14 protein-coding genes, 3 tRNA genes and 2 pseudogenes are annotated in these 16,455 nt (G+C 48.7%); 6 read left to right on the top strand and 13 right to left on the bottom strand.

Annotated elements, in window-relative coordinates; genetic code table 11:
• The first annotated feature begins 85 nt into the window (after positions 1-85).
• On the top strand, positions 86-1,297 hold the full coding sequence (gene tyrP, locus A7Z29_RS14715; RefSeq protein ID WP_000797587.1) for a tyrosine transporter TyrP: 1,212 nt from the start codon (positions 86-88) through the stop codon (positions 1,295-1,297).
• 62 nt (positions 1,298-1,359) lie between these two features.
• On the opposite strand, the gene yecA is transcribed toward tyrP, so the two are convergent.
• From yecA to uvrY, 7 genes are all read right to left on the bottom strand, one after another.
• On the bottom strand, positions 1,360-2,025 hold the full coding sequence (gene yecA / locus A7Z29_RS14720; protein WP_000847898.1) for a UPF0149 family protein YecA: 666 nt from the start codon (positions 2,023-2,025) through the stop codon (positions 1,360-1,362).
• Positions 2,026-2,219: 194 nt separating this feature from the next.
• Positions 2,220-2,306: transfer RNA gene (locus A7Z29_RS14725), tRNA-Leu, on the bottom strand.
• Positions 2,307-2,318: 12 nt separating this feature from the next.
• Positions 2,319-2,392, bottom strand: a tRNA-Cys gene (locus A7Z29_RS14730).
• Between the two features lie 53 nt (positions 2,393-2,445).
• Positions 2,446-2,521 (bottom strand) — tRNA-Gly (locus A7Z29_RS14735).
• Positions 2,522-2,672: 151 nt separating this feature from the next.
• The gene (gene pgsA / locus A7Z29_RS14740; RefSeq protein ID WP_001160187.1) at positions 2,673-3,221 is read right to left on the bottom strand and encodes a CDP-diacylglycerol--glycerol-3-phosphate 3-phosphatidyltransferase; all 549 of its coding nucleotides are present in this window, start codon (positions 3,219-3,221) and stop codon (positions 2,673-2,675) included.
• 56 nt (positions 3,222-3,277) lie between these two features.
• Entirely contained in the window at positions 3,278-5,110 is a 1,833-nt protein-coding gene (gene uvrC, locus A7Z29_RS14745; protein ID WP_105290409.1) for an excinuclease ABC subunit UvrC, read from the bottom strand.
• On the bottom strand, positions 5,107-5,763 hold the full coding sequence (gene uvrY / locus A7Z29_RS14750) for a UvrY/SirA/GacA family response regulator transcription factor (protein WP_000611331.1): 657 nt from the start codon (positions 5,761-5,763) through the stop codon (positions 5,107-5,109). Before uvrY ends, uvrC begins: the two co-directional genes overlap by 4 nt.
• A 296-nt stretch (positions 5,764-6,059) precedes the next feature.
• On the opposite strand from uvrY, the gene A7Z29_RS23275 reads away from it, so the two are divergent.
• Positions 6,060-6,236, top strand: a complete 177-nt coding sequence (locus A7Z29_RS23275; RefSeq protein WP_032155896.1) for a hypothetical protein — start codon at positions 6,060-6,062, stop codon at positions 6,234-6,236.
• Positions 6,223-6,447: a DUF2594 family protein YecF gene (gene yecF / locus A7Z29_RS14755; RefSeq protein WP_000106474.1), complete on the top strand. Its 225-nt coding sequence runs from the start codon at positions 6,223-6,225 to the stop codon at positions 6,445-6,447. Before A7Z29_RS23275 ends, yecF begins: the two co-directional genes overlap by 14 nt.
• A 66-nt stretch (positions 6,448-6,513) precedes the next feature.
• On the opposite strand, the gene sdiA is transcribed toward yecF, so the two are convergent.
• From sdiA to dcyD, 4 genes are all read right to left on the bottom strand, one after another.
• Positions 6,514-7,236 (bottom strand): transcriptional regulator SdiA, encoded by a 723-nt coding sequence (gene sdiA / locus A7Z29_RS14760; RefSeq protein WP_105290410.1) that lies wholly within the window; start codon positions 7,234-7,236, stop codon positions 6,514-6,516.
• Positions 7,237-7,466: 230 nt separating this feature from the next.
• A complete protein-coding gene (tcyN, locus tag A7Z29_RS14765; protein ID WP_001273017.1) occupies positions 7,467-8,219 on the bottom strand; it encodes an L-cystine ABC transporter ATP-binding protein TcyN in 753 nt (250 codons plus the stop codon).
• Positions 8,216-8,884 (bottom strand): cystine ABC transporter permease, encoded by a 669-nt coding sequence (gene tcyL / locus A7Z29_RS14770; RefSeq protein WP_032225570.1) that lies wholly within the window; start codon positions 8,882-8,884, stop codon positions 8,216-8,218. Before tcyL ends, tcyN begins: the two co-directional genes overlap by 4 nt.
• Before the next feature lie 14 nt (positions 8,885-8,898).
• Positions 8,899-9,885, bottom strand: a complete 987-nt coding sequence (gene dcyD / locus A7Z29_RS14775) for a D-cysteine desulfhydrase (RefSeq protein WP_032225571.1) — start codon at positions 9,883-9,885, stop codon at positions 8,899-8,901.
• A 239-nt stretch (positions 9,886-10,124) separates the two neighbouring features.
• Between dcyD and A7Z29_RS23780 the strand changes: the two are divergent.
• From A7Z29_RS23780 to A7Z29_RS14790, 3 genes and pseudogenes are all read left to right on the top strand, one after another.
• A pseudogene (locus A7Z29_RS23780) lies at positions 10,125-10,259 on the top strand (hypothetical protein); the annotation flags it as partial.
• Between the two features lie 439 nt (positions 10,260-10,698).
• Positions 10,699-14,661: an autotransporter outer membrane beta-barrel domain-containing protein gene (locus tag A7Z29_RS14785; protein ID WP_105290411.1), complete on the top strand. Its 3,963-nt coding sequence runs from the start codon at positions 10,699-10,701 to the stop codon at positions 14,659-14,661.
• Between the two features lie 24 nt (positions 14,662-14,685).
• Positions 14,686-14,975, top strand: a pseudogene (locus A7Z29_RS14790) (integrase core domain-containing protein); the annotation flags it as partial.
• Between the two features lie 11 nt (positions 14,976-14,986).
• Here the strand turns inward: A7Z29_RS14790 and tcyJ are convergent.
• Both tcyJ and fliZ read right to left on the bottom strand, forming a co-directional pair.
• Complete coding sequence (gene tcyJ / locus A7Z29_RS14795; RefSeq protein WP_000779810.1) at positions 14,987-15,787, bottom strand: cystine ABC transporter substrate-binding protein; 801 nt, start codon at positions 15,785-15,787, stop codon at positions 14,987-14,989.
• An 87-nt stretch (positions 15,788-15,874) separates the two neighbouring features.
• Positions 15,875-16,426 carry a flagella biosynthesis regulatory protein FliZ gene (gene fliZ / locus A7Z29_RS14800; protein WP_024165180.1) on the bottom strand — a complete coding sequence of 184 codons (552 nt, stop codon included), beginning with the start codon at positions 16,424-16,426 and terminating at the stop codon, positions 15,875-15,877.
• Positions 16,427-16,455: the final 29 nt, after the last annotated feature.

Below are 16,455 nucleotides of genomic sequence, written 5' to 3' on the forward strand. Positions count from 1 at the left end.
GTAACGCCGATTTGACGAAAAATGTAGAATGCCTTAACCTGCGCCGCAGATATCACTCATAAAGATCGTCAGGACAGAAGAAAGCGTGAAAAACAGAACTCTGGGAAGTGTTTTTATCGTGGCAGGAACCACAATTGGCGCGGGTATGTTGGCAATGCCGCTGGCGGCAGCAGGCGTCGGTTTTAGTGTCACATTGACATTGTTAGTTGGTCTGTGGGCATTGATGTGTTACACCGCACTGCTATTGCTGGAGGTGTATCAGCATGTACCCGCAGATACCGGTCTGGGCACGCTGGCAAAACGCTATCTGGGGCATTATGGGCAGTGGCTGACAGGCTTCAGTATGATGTTTTTAATGTACGCCCTGACGGCGGCGTACATTAGCGGCGCCGGTGAATTGCTGGCCTCCAGCATCAGCGACTGGACGGGTATTCCAGTGTCGGCAACCACTGGCGTGTTGTTGTTCACTTTTGTTGCCGGTGGTGTGGTTTGTGTCGGGACGTCGCTGGTCGATTTATTTAACCGCTTTCTGTTCAGCGCCAAAATTATTTTTCTGGTGGTGATGCTGGTATTGCTGCTACCGCATATTCACAAAGTGAATCTTTTAACCCTGCCGCTACAACAAGGACTTGCGTTGTCGGCGATCCCGGTAATTTTTACGTCATTTGGCTTCCACGGTAGTGTACCGAGCATCGTCAGTTATATGGATGGCAACATTCGCAAGCTGCGCTGGGTATTTATTACCGGTAGTGCGATCCCTCTGGTGGCGTATATATTCTGGCAACTGGCGACGCTGGGCAGCATTGATTCCACAACCTTTATGGGATTGTTGGCTAATCATGCCGGGCTAAACGGGCTGTTACAGGCATTACGCGAAGTGGTGGCCTCACCGCATGTCGAACTGGCGGTGCATTTATTTGCTGACTTAGCCCTCGCAACGTCCTTCCTCGGCGTAGCATTAGGCTTATTTGATTATCTTGCGGATCTGTTTCAGCGTTCAAATAGCGTTGGCGGGAGAATGCAAACCGGGGCAATTACTTTTCTGCCACCGCTGGCATTTGCGCTGTTTTACCCACGTGGCTTTGTAATGGCGCTGGGTTACGCCGGTGTGGCGCTGGCTGTGCTGGCGTTGATTATCCCTTCCCTGTTGACCTGGCAGAGCAGAAAGCATAATCCACAAGCAGGTTATCGGGTGAAAGGCGGCCGTCCAGCGTTGATACTGGTGTTTCTCTGTGGTATTGGCGTGATTGGAGTGCAATTTTTGATTGCAGCAGGGTGGTTACCAGAAGTGGGATGATCAAATAGCCTCACATATCCCTGTTGGGTGCCAGAATTAACTCTGGCACCCAATGTGACCTCTTAATGCAAGCAGCACTGCTTAAATTTCTTACCACTACCGCACGGGCAAGGATCGTTACGACCCGGTTTTTCTTCTGCTTTTATCGGTTGCTGAACAGGCTTTTCCTGCTGATGAGCCATCCAGTAAGCATGCAAATCAAGTGCCGCCAGTCGAATGGCATCCACACTCTCATCAAACGCTTCCGGCGACAGCTTCTCTACCCGCTCGAAGTTTTCTTCCGTACCGTGCAGCGCAATCGCCTCAAGCGCCGGTTTTAAGGATTCAGGCAATGCCGACCAGTCAGAGAGAGCAACGCCACGCATATAGCCAAAGCACCACTCCTCAACAATCGTCAGCTCACTACCATCAACCTCTCGCAGACCAAATAACGGCTCAAACTGTTCAGGAAATTCGTTCAGACGCTCTGCGGTATCGGCCATATGTTGAAAAGCCAGGTTCATAAAGCGCGTCATCTCTTTTTCTGACGCCCAGCGCGGTACATAGTCCGCCCCACCCCAGACGGCCACCAACCACTGTTCTGGTTCAATTTCTTGCGGAGAACTCAACACCGCCGTCAATAAACCGTCCAGCTCAGCTACATCAAGGATGGCGTGGTCTGTGTTGTATTTGGTCAGGATATCATCCAGCCATTCCAACTCACTTTCGTTCAACGGTCCCGTTTTCATACGCTTTTCCTTGTGGATCTCGACTCGCCAGCGTCTATCTTACATGTCGGTCTGGCATAGAGATACTTTTTGAGTGGATTACCCAGTGATTAAAAATAAGAGGGGTATAACGATAAGTGGCAGATACAAAAAAACCACCCGAAGGTGGTTTCACGACACTGCTTATTGCTTTGATTTTATTCTTATCTTTCCCATGGTACCCGGAGCGGGACTTGAACCCGCACAGCGCGAACGCCGAGGGATTTTAAATCCCTTGTGTCTACCGATTCCACCATCCGGGCTCGGGAAAAAAGTGGAGGCGCGTTCCGGAGTCGAACCGGACTAGACGGATTTGCAATCCGCTACATAACCGCTTTGTTAACGCGCCAAATTCTTCAGGCTTTTCAGCCAGACACCCGCTTAAGCCGATGTCTTTTAAACTGGAGCGGGAAACGAGACTCGAACTCGCGACCCCGACCTTGGCAAGGTCGTGCTCTACCAACTGAGCTATTCCCGCATTCATCAAGCAATCAGCTAATCACTTGATTTTATTATCGTCTGGCAATCAGTGCCGCCGTTCGATGCGTTGCATTCTACTTACCTGACGCGATGAGTCAACGATATTTTTCACCACTTTTGATCGTTTGCTGAATTTTGCGCCGAAACGATCACTGATCAAGCAAATCTGCGCGAGCTGCGCTCAAATATTGCAACATAGACCACAGAGTCAGTACCGCAGCCACAAAGAAAAGTGCAATACCAGCGTACTCAACCCAAATGTTCGGACGCCATAACAGCCAGGCCAGCGCCACCATTTGGGCAGTCGTTTTTACTTTACCAATCCAGGAGACAGCCACACTGCTGCGTTTACCGAGTTCAGCCATCCATTCACGTAGAGCAGAAATAATAATTTCACGGGCGATCATCGTTGCCGCTGGCAAAGTGACCCACCAGCTATGGTAATGCTCAGTTACCAGCACCATGGCAATGGCAACCAGCACTTTATCTGCTACTGGATCAAGGAAAGCGCCAAAGCGGGTACTCTGATTCCAGCGACGCGCCAGAAAACCATCGAACCAGTCAGTTACCGCCGCAACGCAGAAAATGAGCGCGGCAGCAAACGGCGACCAGGTGACAGGCAGATAAAAGACCAATACAAAGAATGGGATAAGGATGACACGGAACAGTGTGAGCAACGTAGGGATATTAAATTGCATAATGACGGGTAACTATCTGTTGTCAGTAAGATTACCCCTATGTTGCTACAGAGACATCAATGTTTCAACGACCAGAAGATCTTTTCTGCCAGACCTTGCGAAATACCCGGCACTTTTGCAATTTCCTCAACGCTGGCGTTACGTAAACCTTGCAAACCGCCCATATATTTCAACAACATTTGCCGACGTTTTGGTCCAACGCCTTCGATGGTTTCCAGCGTGCTGGTATTTTTGACTTTTGCGCGTTTTTTGCGATGCCCACCAATCGCGTGATCATGTGATTCATCGCGGATATGCTGGATGACATGCAGCGCCGGTGAATCTGGCGGCAGACTGAAGCCCTCACCTTCAGGTTCGAAGAACAACGTTTCCAGCCCAGCCTTACGATCGGCTCCTTTCGCCACGCCAAGAAGCAGCGGATGGTTTTTATCCCATGAGACATCCAGCTCGGCGAAGACATTTTTCGCCTGCGCAAGCTGGCCTTTGCCGCCATCAATCAGGATCACGTCCGGAATCTTACTGTCGTCGATGGCTTTACCGTAACGCCGACGCAGCACCTGATTCATTGCCGCATAATCATCACCAGGCGTAATGCCGGTAATGTTATAGCGCCGATACTCCGCACGCTGCGGGCCGTTAGCATCGAACACCACACACGAAGCGACCGTTTGTTCACCCATGGTATGGCTGATGTCAAAACACTCCATCCGCTTCACTTCCGGCAATTTCAACACGCTTGCAAGCGCGGTCAGACGCTGGTGAACCGTAGATTGCTGCGAAAGTTTGGTCGTTAAGGCCGTCGCCGCATTGGTGCGCGCCAGCTTCAGATAACGTGCCCGATCGCCACGCGGTTTAGTCTGAACGTTAATCTTGCGCCCTGCCAGTTCTGAAAGGGAATCGGCGAGCAGCGTTTTATCGCTAAGATTAAAGTCGAGCAGGATCTCACCCGGCAAAGTGCGCATCTGGCTGCCCTGTAAATAGAACTGACCGACAAAGGTTTCCACCACTTCGCCCAGCTCCGTACCGCCAGGCACTTTCGGGAAATAACTACGGCTACCGAGCACCTTGCCCTGACGAATAAACAAGACGTGGACACAAGCCATGCCCGCATCGAAAGCTACGCCAATAACGTCAAGGTCATCACCTGTATTGGAGACAAACTGTTTTTCGGTTACGCGTCGCACCGCCTGGATTTGGTCGCGAATACGTGCCGCTTCTTCAAACTCCAGATTCTGGCTGGCTGTTTCCATGCGACCGATCAGTTGAGTCAGCACCTGATCGTCCTTACCGGATAAAAACAGGCGCACATACTCTACCTGCTGGGCGTACTCTTCTTCACTCACCAGACCCTCAACGCACGGTCCCAGACAGCGCCCTATCTGATATTGCAGACACGGACGCGAGCGGTTGCGATAAACGCTATTTTCACACTGGCGAATCGGGAAAATCTTTTGTAGCAGCGCCAGGGTTTCACGCACGGCATAGCCGTTTGGGAACGGGCCGAAATATTCACCTTTGGCGTGCTTTGCACCGCGATGCATAGCCAGACGCGGATGGGTATCGCCGCTAAGAAAAATAAAAGGATAAGATTTATCATCGCGTAACAGAACGTTGTAACGCGGCTGATAGAGTTTGATGTAGTTGTGTTCCAGCAGCAGAGCTTCGGTTTCGGTATGGGTAACCGTCACATCAATTTGCTGGATCTGGGCAACCAACGCTTCGGTTTTGCGCGAAGCGAGGTTGCTACGGAAATAGCTGGAAAGCCGTTTTTTCAGGTCTTTCGCTTTGCCGACATAGATAACCGTACCACCAGCATCATACATGCGATAAACGCCAGGCTGGCTGGTTACGGTTTTTAAAAACGCTTTTGCGTCAAACTGAACACTCACTGACTTGTTAATGTCTCCGCATTACACAGACCATGGCGAATTGCCAGGTGAGTCAGCTCAACATCGCCATGAATGTTTAATTTACTGAACATACGGTAGCGATAGCTGTTCACCGTTTTCGGGCTGAGGTTAAGCTGTTCTGAGATCTCATTGACCTTTTGGCCTTTGGTAATCATCAGCATAATCTGCAATTCACGTTCAGACAAACTGGCAAATGGGCTTTCTGTTTTTTCTGGTTCGATCTGGCTTAATGCCATTTGTTGAGCAATGTCAGAAGCAATATAACGCTGCCCCGAATAGACAGAGCGAATCGCACTCACAACTTCCTGCGGAGCCGCACCTTTGCTGAGATAGCCCGCAGCACCGGCCTGCATGACTTTCGCTGGTAAAGGGTTTTCAGTATGAACCGTAAGCATGATGATTTTGACATCTGCTGTCGAGCGAGCGATTTTACGCGTCGCCTCAAGACCGCCAATGCCAGGCATACTCATGTCCATTAGCACGACGTCAACGGTGTTTGCCCGGCACCACTTAACGGCGTCTTCACCGCAGGATGCCTCACCGACGACTTTAATACCCTTTATATCTTCCAGAATGCGTCGTATCCCTGCGCGCACCAGTTCGTGGTCATCAACAAGTAGAACGTTGATCAAAGGAATATCTCCAGAAATAGGGATAACGCTACTGATAGTTAGTCATTCGTATATTAGCGGTTTTTATTGCAACTTTGAAACGTTAAAAATGGTGGGTATTCGATTTTTCTCTCGTTTTTGTAAATTCGATTGTCCAGAGTTATCGTCACGTCCGTCATCAAAGGTTTGCCAGCGCGTTTCGCAGTAAGGCCAACGACGAAATGTGACAAAAATTGACTTTATTCAGCATAAATGAAAAATCAGCGGCATGAATATGTAACATGAATTAACCCGAACAATACGCGCGAAAAACATTCATGATAAAAATATTTATTGCGCGTTATATTCCCTGTTTTATTACTATTGCTGATATCGTGCGCAAAAAACAACCACTGCTATTTTTAGCAAAGCTTATGGTATACTCCGCCGCCTTAACATTTTTCACCGCAAATTTTCATTGCAACATGACGAGGAAAATAAATGAGTACGCCTGATTTTTCTACTGCCGAGAATAATCAAGAACTGGCAAATGAAGTCTCCTGCCTGAAAGCGATGCTGACGCTGATGCTGCAGGCGATGGGACAAGCTGACGCGGGCCGCGTGATGTTAAAGATGGAAAAACAGCTTGCGCTGATCGAAGACGAAACCCAGGCTGCGGTATTTTCCAAAACGGTTAAGCAAATTAAACAAGCCTACCGTCAGTAATATAAAACCGGCTGAAAGCGCACCTTTCAGCCGGTTTGGCATCTTTCATGCCCAATGTAATAGATATCATATTAAGCCAGTTGCGGCTGCGTAGCAGGCAACCTGCGTCTTATTCGGTGCATTGATTTTTTTCTGCATATTTTTCTGATGAAAATTGACAGTATTCTCAGAGATTGACAGGATCATCGCAATCTCTGCTGACGTTTTACCTTCTGCGGTCCATTTCAGAATTTCTTTTTCCCGCTTGCTGAAATTCATCTCTGGCGTCATCACTATGTCATCATTTAAACGTATCAACGCCATCAGACTTTCACGCACCAATAGCTGCATTTTTAATTGCAGTTCATCACTAAGAATGGGTATTTCACGCGTACTGCTACGGGAAAAGGACAAAAACCCCAACGCCCGATTCGGCAGCATTAAATACTGAGTGACGCCACAGCGTAAACCATGCGCACGTGCGGCTTCCCATAACGGCTGTGCTTCGTTGAATAACTCATCATTCCACAATAAATGCCCCTGACTGAAGTTTTCAGGGTTAAGCACAGGATCAATGGCGAGAAAGTTGTTGGCCTGATAATAACTGACCCATGACTCCGGATAATTGGTGTAGAAAGCCACTTTCGGTCGCGTGAATGGCACCGGGTGGCGCACACATAATGAATAAAAATCGAACTCCAGTTGGTAAGTCTGATGCTCTATTTCATGGTAGACCTCTTCTGCGGCCTCCATCCTCTGAAAACGCAACAACATCGTGCGACGCCAGCTGAAAAAATCCGTATCCTGCATAGTTAACCGCAACGCCCCTGAGAGTGAGTATCATTTATACTGATAACTCAAACTATCACATAAATAAGATTTATATATAATTTATATTATTCAGACAATGAATTACTTTTGCAAGCCATAGCATTCTCTTATGTTATTAATAAGTTATGCTGATTTATTAAGCGATTTATGCGGTCAGGAATGCGTTTTCGCCCCGACTAAAAAGCTGCCGGGGCTGATTTTTTCTTATCTTATTGCAACAGAAACTTCTCAAGGAACTGGCGTGTACGGGGATGCTGAGGATCGGCAAATAAGGTTTTTGCAGGGCCCTGCTCTACTATCCGCCCTTGATCCATAAAGATCGCGCGGTCAGCAACGTCACGGGCAAAGCTCATTTCGTGCGTCACAATCACCATGGTGCGCTTTTCCTGTGCCAACTGGCGTATGGTATTCAGGACTTCCCCCACCAGCTCCGGGTCCAGCGCCGAAGTGGGTTCGTCAAACAAAATGACTTCCGGGCGCATCGCCAGCGCACGCGCAATCGCCACACGTTGCTGTTGACCGCCGGACAAACGACGCGGATAGCTGGTCTCTTTCCCTTCCAGTCCAACTTTTGCCAGCAGCTCGCGAGCGCGCGCCGTGGCCTCCTCCTTCGGTTCGCCTTTAACGATCACCGGCCCTTCAATAATGTTTTCCAGCACTGTGCGATGCGGAAACAGATTAAAATTCTGAAAGACAAATCCGACATGCTGGCGCAACTGGCGAATCAGCGATTTTTGCTGGCTTAACGAACGCGCAGTATCAATAGTGATATCCCCAACGGTGATGCTCCCCGCCTCCGGTTGCTCCAGCAAATTTATGCTGCGTAGCAACGTGGTTTTGCCGGAGCCACTCGGGCCGATAATCGCCACGACTTCGCCAGTTTTGACCTCCAGATCGATACCGTGCAGTACCGTCTGACCGTGGAATTTTTTCACCAGGTTTTTAACTTCAATGGCACTCATTTTGGTTCTCTCTCCTGGCGGTTAAGTTGATTCTCAAAATGGTTCTGTAGCGTCGATAACACTGTCGCCATAATCCAGTAGATGAGCGAAGCCGCCAGATACATGGTGAAAACTTCCAGCGTGCGCGAGGTAATCAACTGCGCCTGACGAAACAGTTCCGGCACCTGAATCGTCGCTGCCAGCGAGGTATCTTTTACCAGGCTGATAAAGCTGTTCGACAGCGGCGGCAGCGCCACCCGAGCCGCCTGCGGCAAAATGGCGCGACGCATAGTTTGCCACGGCGTCATGCCAATACTGGCGGCGGCTTCCCACTGACCTTTATCAATAGATGAAATGGCGGCACGCAGCGTTTCGGCAGCATAGGCAGCGGTGTTCAGTGACAGGCCAATCATCGCCGACGGAATCGGATCTAGTTCAATGCCAAACTGCGGTAGGCCGTAGTAGATCATAAACAGTTGCGCGATGAGCGGCGTACCGCGAAAAATGGAAATGTAAAAACGCGCCAGCCAGCGCACGAGCCAGAGTGGCGACAGGCGCATCAGCGCGAGAATGAATCCCAGCAGTAAGCCAAAAAACATGCCGCCGATGCTGAGTTGCAGCGTATACCCAGCCCCTTTAAGCAGGAACGGCAAAGAATCAATAACCAGTTGTATACTTTCTTGCATGAGCGTTTCCGGGGCTAGACGTGAGGATGATAGGCGAACAGCGCAGGCGCGCCGCCAGTATGAATAAACAGAATCGGCCCTTCGTCTTTGAAGCGTTTCTGACTGATGCCATCCATCAGCCCCGCCATCGCTTTTCCGGTATACACAGGATCAAGCAGAATGCCTTCCAGCCGCGCCAACAGTTTCACCGCTTCCATGCCTTCGTCGTTCGGCACGCCGTAGCCAGGCGCAAAATAGTCATCCCAGAGTAAAATTTCCGCTGATGCGCTCAGTTCTAGTTCTTTCGCTATTGCCTGTTGTAGGTTAACCACTTTTGGCAACTGGTCAGCAACGGAACGTGACACGGTCACGCCAATCAGTTCGCTTTCTGGCATTAGTTGTTCCAATCCTACTGCCAGTCCAGCGTGCGTTCCGGCGCTGCCCGACGCCACCACCACCGAAGAAATATTAACCGCCCCTTCACACTGTTGCGCGATTTCCAGCGCGCTCTCCACATAGCCCAGCGCGCCTAAAGCATTAGAACCTCCAACCGGAATGACATACGGACGGAACCCTTGCGCTTCGACTCGCGTTGCCAGCTCTTCCAGTTGGGCATTGGGATCGGTCAGCGCATCGCACATTTCAATCTGGGTATTGAAGAGATCCAACAACAAGCGATTGCCGTTGGTTAAATAGTTTTCTGCGGATGTTCCGATAGGATTCTCCAGCAGCGCCACACAATGCAGCCCAAGTTTTGCGGCGACGGCGGCAGTCTGGCGCACGTGGTTAGACTGAATCGCTCCGGCGGTAATCAGAGTGTCGGCACCTTCACGCAGGGCGTCTGCCGCGAGAAACTCTAGTTTGCGTAATTTATTGCCGCCCATCGCCATCGGAGTGACGTCATCCCGTTTAATGAAAATTTCCCGCCCAAGATAATCAGAAAGACGCGGCAGATATTCGAGCGGCGTTGGTGCGCCGATAAACTCCAGCCGTGGGAAACGAGTTAAATTATGCAGTGGCATAAAAGCCTCCGGTATGTGTTGTTGTGATATTGTTATTATGCACGCAAAAAACGCTTAAATAAAAAAGGCGCTAATTAAAGCACCTTTTTTGTCATTATGCCCCGTCCAGAACAGCGTTGACACGTTTCTGGCTGTGATTTCACCCGATGGATGCAACATACTGGTTGAACCGCTCTGCGGGTGATTCATACTCTGGCGTTTTATCGGTCTTTCGTTGAGCGTCTGGCAACTGTAGTAGTCACGGATTCCGGGTGATGGCATGTAGTGCATTAATAGAATCAGGTTTGTGGTCCCGTGATACTGTTGAATGTCCGATGGATCATCAGGAACGTAACTGTGTAAAGGCTGCTTATATCCATAAAGCAGAACATCTGATGTCCCCTGGTTACGAGTATAACTTCTCCTGGCATTTTCGGTTGTTCAAGTCTGGTTATCCCCCCATTCATTAATATGAAAATCATTATCTCTGCATTAATTATTATTTATACCTAAGTCTATTTTTAGGAAAAGAATATTATATTCTCCGAGAATATTTTCAGACACTTTTCCTATAAAAGAAGCAGAGAAACACTCACTATCTAAAATTACACTAATCAATAAACAAACTAACATCCAGAAAACATTACAATTTCAAATTACTTGTCAAAAAAAATCAACCTGATTGCTTGAGATAGATTTTTTCTGTTTATTTGCAATAATGCTCGCTCGCTTCGTTCATTTGTATGATGATTAGATAATGCATATTACTTCTCAATAACATTACACAGTCAAACTATTTAACCAACATTCTTAAACAAAAAAATTGGAGCTTTTGTGAAAATCAAAATTAATAAAAAAGAAAGGTTTGATATCTATATAAAAAACAGAAAAACATTCGGCATAACGCAAGAGGGAATGAAGACAACGTTACTATGCAGCCTTATATCTGCCACTCTGGCCATTCAGCCTGCTTTGGGAGCTAAAAAGGAAGTTACTCTTTCTGAAGGAAACCCTGCTGAAATATCTGAAAATATCATTGGTGCTGATGGCTCGCAGGACAGGTCGGGTAATGATGATGGGGAGGCCGGTGAAGATGCTCTCACTGTTAATGTTGTACCCGGTTCGTTACAGAATGAAAATATCCTGACAATTAACAGCGGTACTCGCATTAGTGGCGGTGAAGGCGGATGGGCTGGTGATGATGATGTTACTAAAATGGGCTCTGCTGGGGGCCAGGGCGGTACAGCCATTACTGGAAATAATTTTACTCTTGTTAATTCTGGTTATATTTCCGGTGGTAAGGGCGGTTGGGGAGGTTATGGTAATGGCGGAGGCGATGCAGGTGAAGCGGGTATCGCTATTTCCGGAGATGATCTTACCATTACGAACAACGGAAGCATTACGGGTGGCAATGGCGGAATGCCTGGAGCCAGTGGTTATGGCGATGAAAGCGGTGGTTTAACTGGGACTCCTGCTGTTGGTGGGACTGCCATATCTGGCAATAATCTTCAAATAAGCAATAACGGAAATATCACTGCCGGGCAAGGTAGTAGTGGTGCCTGGTGGGCAGTATGGGGCTCTTCTGCCGGCACCGGAGGGAATGGAGGCACGGCCATATCCGGAAATAATATGGAGATAACAAATAATAATCACATTACAGGTGGCCAGGGGGGGGATGGTGCTCGCGGTGGCGAAGGTAGTGTCGAATTTACTACCGATCAGAATATTAATGGGAGTAGCGGTGGTAATGGTGGTATTGGAGGGACTGCTATATATGGTAATAATATTAAGATAAATAATACGGGAGATATAACTGGCGGACAGGGGGGCACTGGTGGTGAAGGTGGTAGAGGTGGTACAGATGAATATGATCACACTGACTCAGCGCCCCTTGGTTCTGGTGGTATTGGTGGTATTGGTGGCACCGGGGGGATTGCCATATCTGGAAATAATATGGAAATAAATAATTATGGAAATATTATTGGCGGAAATGGTGGTGATGGTGGCGATGGAGGGCGTTCCCTTGAAAATAATAAAACTGGTGCCGGAGGTAATGGTGGCAACGGAGGTAATGGTGGTACTGCTATATCCGGGAGTGATATTACGATAAATAATCATGGCAGGATATTGCCTGGTAGTGGCGGACAGGAAGGTGAAAGTAACGTTCACTTCCCCGGAGGAGTATCTGGTAACAGAGGGCAAGATTGTGACACCGCAATATCTTTGAATGGTGGAACTAACTCGTTGAATCTCTACGCCGGTTCTACCATTCAAGGTGATATTGTTTTGAATAGTGCTGTAAATAATGCTGATGGTAATTTTCTGTCCATTACAAATAAAGACTCCGCCAGCTCTGAGATAAAAGGCAATCTGAGTGCGGGTACAGGTACACATGTTTCCGTTTCGGGAGCTGATGTCACCTTTAGCGGAAGTTCGGTATTTGACAGAGATTCATCGCTGAATATGAGCACAGGTTCCAGTCATTTAACTGCCAACAGTATTCAGTTCAATAACGGTGCAGTGCTTAATGTTGATACTGCCATGACAATATGGAAGAAAAATGAGTACGGCTTGTTGACGACCTCCGACGGCATAACAGGGCTCTCTGAAAATAATATTTATCAACATAATAATCTACTGAGTGATGGTGCTGAAGACTATGTTTTAACATCACTTAGAGGTAACGGGCAGACAGTAAAAGAGGTCAGTTCTTCCCTGAAGTGGAATGACCCCTCAGGAAATGGATATGGCACGTTTGATCTGAGAAATGGCGCGGTGTTAGAGCTGAAGGTACGGCTTGCAGATAACAATGCTGCTCAGTTATCTCATGGCTGGGATGGAAAAACGCTGACCAAAGCCGGCGAAGGAACACTGATTCTGTCCTCCCAAAACACTTACACGGGTGTAACAGACATCCGTGGCGGCAATGTCCGCATGAACAGCAACAGTGCTCTGGGACAGACCAGCGAGATTCGCCTGGCAGCTGACACCATGCTGGATATGAACGGTCACAGCCAGATCGCAGGTAAACTGAACAACGCAGCAGGTTCCATACTGAACATTAATGGCGGTAATCTGACCCTCACAGGTGGAGGCCTGTCTGCAGGCACCCTCATCGGCTCTGGATCCCTGAACATCAGCGGTGGCGTGTTCGCTATTACTGGTTCCACCCGCGCCCTGAATGCCACCACCACTATCGCAGAAAAGGCAATGGTGAAGGTGCTTACTACTGACGGACTGGGAGCAGGCTCGGTTAACACTGCCGGCACACTGATTCTGGGCAAGGCTGATGCACCTGTCATGCTTGCTAACAGCCAGGTCACCATCGCTCAGCAGGGGACACTCTCTGGCTCTGGTGGTGTCGCCGGGAACGTAACCAACAGCGGTACTCTTGACCTGAGAGCCGATGCTCCGGGTAATGTACTGACGATCGGAGGTAACTATACCGGTAATAATGGCTTACTGCTCATGAACACCGCTCTGGGGAATGACAGCTCCGCAACAGACAAACTGGTTATTAAAGGCAATGCTTCCAGTCAGACCCGAGTGGTTGTTATAAATGCAGGTGGTACCGGAGCACAGACACTGAACGGTATTGAGTTGATTCATGTCGACGGAAATGCTGACAGTGCTGCATTTATTCAGGCCGGGCGTATTGCCGCCGGGGCTTATGACTACACGCTGGGACGTGGTCAGGGAAGCAACCGTGATAACTGGTATCTGACCAGTGGTAAAAACACTCCGTTCCTGCTGCGCGCTCTGAAAGCAATGCAACCCTCTGCCCATGAACCTGCTCCGGGTGGTCATGACAACGACCTGCGTCCGGAAGCTGGCTCCTACACAGCGAACATTGCTGCAGCAAACACCATGTTCGTATCCCGTCTTTATGAACGCCAGGGGCCGATGCATTACACCGATGTGATTACCGGTGAGCAGAAAGAAACCAGCATGTGGATGCACCATGAAGGGGGACACAACCGCTGGCGTGACGGTACAGGCCAACTGAAAACACAGGGTAACCGTTACGTCCTGCAGATGGGCGGTGACCTGGCTCAGTGGAGCCGGAACAGCTCTGACCGCTGGCATCTGGGGGTTATGGCTGGTTACGGTAATGACCATAACAATACAGATTCTGTACGTACCGGATACAGTTCAAAAGGCAGTGTGAAAGGATACAACACAGGTCTGTATGCCACCTGGTATGCTAATGATGAGACACATAGCGGGGCTTATCTGGATAGCTGGGCACAGTACAGTTGGTTCGATAACGATGTGAAAGGTGACGGACTGCCGGGGGAATCCTGGAAATCAAAAGGTCTGACAGCCTCACTGGAAACCGGTTATGTCTGGAAAACCGGTGAGTTTACCGGCAGCCATGGCAGTCTGAACGAATGGTATGTCCAGCCTCAGGCTCAGGTTATCTGGATGGGCGTAAAAGCTGATGAGCACCGCGAACTCAATGGTACCCATGTTGAAAGCACCGGTGACGGTAACCTCCGTACCCGTCTGGGCGTGAAAACCTGGATTAAGGGGCACAACAGAATGGACGACAGCAAATCCCATGAGTTCTGTCCGTTCGTTGAGGTGAACTGGCTGCACAACACCCGTGATTTTGGCACCCGTATGAACGGTGTGACGGTACATCAGGACGGTGCCAGCAATACCGGAGAAGTAAAAACCGGTGTTGAGGGACAGATAAATGACCATCTGAACCTGTGGGGCAATGTGGGTGTACAGCTCGGTGACAAGGGATACAGTGACGCCTCTGCCATGCTGGGTGTGAAGTATACATTCTGAACCGGGTAGTGTAGTGGTCAGTAATACTGTTCAGCTCTTTATCAGTCAGTGCATGAGAGAAACGGGATAACCTGTTCACTGACCAATGGTTATGATTGCTACCAGAATGCGCTGGCTGAACGAATAAATGAGATCCTGAAAAATGAGTTTTACTCTCGCGTCCTACAAACCTGACGTAGACCTGGGAAATGGTAAAAAAATCCGTGACAATTTATAACCATGAGCGACCACACCTGGCACGGAAATACAAAACGCCCGATGGAGTTCATCAGGCGTTTTACAGACAGAAAACTGTCAACTTAAATCAGGACTAGTCATTATGCGATTATTTGGTCACATCAGCACCAAACCATTTTTCGGAAAGAGCTTGTAGAGTGCCGTCTTTTTGCATTTCTGCAATGGCATCGTTAACCGCTTTCAGCAGGTCTTCGTTACCTTTACGCAGCGCCACACCTGACTCCTGGCGGGAGAAGGCTTCGCCGGTTACTGCCAGCGTATCATTGGTTTTTTTCACCAAATCCAGCGCAGCCAGACGATCAACCAGGATGGCATCAATACGACCTACGCGCAGATCCTGATATTTGGTCGGATCATCATCATAGGTACGCACATCAACACCCTGAACATTCTGCCGCAGCCACTCTTCATAGTTAGTCCCCAGACCAACGCCAACTTTTTTACCTTTCAAATCGTCGGCGGTTTTAATGGTGCCTTCATTACCTTTTTTCACCAGCGCCTGAATACCGGAAATGGTGTACGGGGTAGAGAAATCGTATTTTTTCTTACGTTCATCAGAGATGGTGACCTGATTAATCACCACATCGATGCGCTTAGAATCCAGTGACGCCAGCATACCGTCCCACTTTGTCGGTTTTAATGCGGCTTCCACGCCCAGATGTTTTGCCAGTTGTTGCGCAAATTCCACCTCAAAACCGGTCAATTTACCGTCATCGCCCTGAAAGCTAAACGGCGGGTAAGTCCCTTCCAGTCCCACCAGCAAAGTGCCCCGCTCTTTCACTTTATTGAGCAGACCTTCGTCGGCAAAACTTTTCACGCTCATACCCGCAACCAGTGCCACGGCCATAACCCCCATCAGCGCCTGACGTCCCAGATGTACTAATTTCATATTCACCCCGAATGTTGTTATGTTGGTTTGCAGTGTAGAGCCATTGTTCGAAGACACAAAAACAACTCTGCTACATCTTATTCTTATTTAATATATATCAGAAGCTGACAGGCTGGGGGATTTCTGCGTAAGGTCACCACGGGTTTGCATCTGGTAGCACTGGTACTTACGTAATGCGATGCGATAATTATTGGTGCTGGTGGTGGGCAGCCAGGGAGCCAGGTTTTCATCAAGAAAACCATCCTGCAGCAGGTCGGAGGAAATATCGTGTTCGCTTAAATAATTACCCAAACGACGTAGACGTACCACATATTCACGCACAGTGCCGGGGCTCATTTCAGTATGATCAAAGAGAAACTGTTTAAAGCCGATAATATCAAAAAAATCACTCTGGGTTTTGCAATGTAAATCGCCGCAGAAACGGCATAATGCCGCCCATGATTTTTGTTCCTCAAACCAGCCATTTTCATCAAGCAGCGTATCAAGGCGAGATATCGCTATTTTATTCACTATCTTGCCATCGCGCACGAGAGTAATACGATCGAGTAATTTACGGCAATATGCGCAATGAGTCTGGCTATGTTTAAAGTCTTTAAGATAGCGGCTTAATGGCCGCCTTTTCTGGTGCTGCACCATTATTAAGAACTCCTGGTATTCAAAATTAATGT

This window comes from Escherichia sp. MOD1-EC6842, assembly GCF_002965705.1.
Classification (GTDB): domain Bacteria; phylum Pseudomonadota; class Gammaproteobacteria; order Enterobacterales; family Enterobacteriaceae; genus Escherichia; species Escherichia ruysiae.

Coding starts and splice junctions, on each gene's coding strand:
- pgsA (WP_001160187.1), bottom strand. CDS start 3,221: ATGCAATTTAATATCCCTACGTTGCTCACACTGTTCCGTGTCATCCTT.
- yecF (WP_000106474.1), top strand. CDS start 6,223: ATGAGTACGCCTGATTTTTCTACTGCCGAGAATAATCAAGAACTGGCA.
- yecA (WP_000847898.1), bottom strand. CDS start 2,025: ATGAAAACGGGACCGTTGAACGAAAGTGAGTTGGAATGGCTGGATGAT.
- A7Z29_RS23275 (WP_032155896.1), top strand. CDS start 6,060: ATGATAAAAATATTTATTGCGCGTTATATTCCCTGTTTTATTACTATT.
- sdiA (WP_105290410.1), bottom strand. CDS start 7,236: ATGCAGGATACGGATTTTTTCAGCTGGCGTCGCACGATGTTGTTGCGT.
- tcyJ (WP_000779810.1), bottom strand. CDS start 15,787: ATGAAATTAGTACATCTGGGACGTCAGGCGCTGATGGGGGTTATGGCC.
- tcyL (WP_032225570.1), bottom strand. CDS start 8,884: ATGCAAGAAAGTATACAACTGGTTATTGATTCTTTGCCGTTCCTGCTT.
- dcyD (WP_032225571.1), bottom strand. CDS start 9,885: ATGCCACTGCATAATTTAACTCGTTTCCCACGGCTGGAGTTTATCGGC.
- tcyN (WP_001273017.1), bottom strand. CDS start 8,219: ATGAGTGCCATTGAAGTTAAAAACCTGGTGAAAAAATTCCACGGTCAG.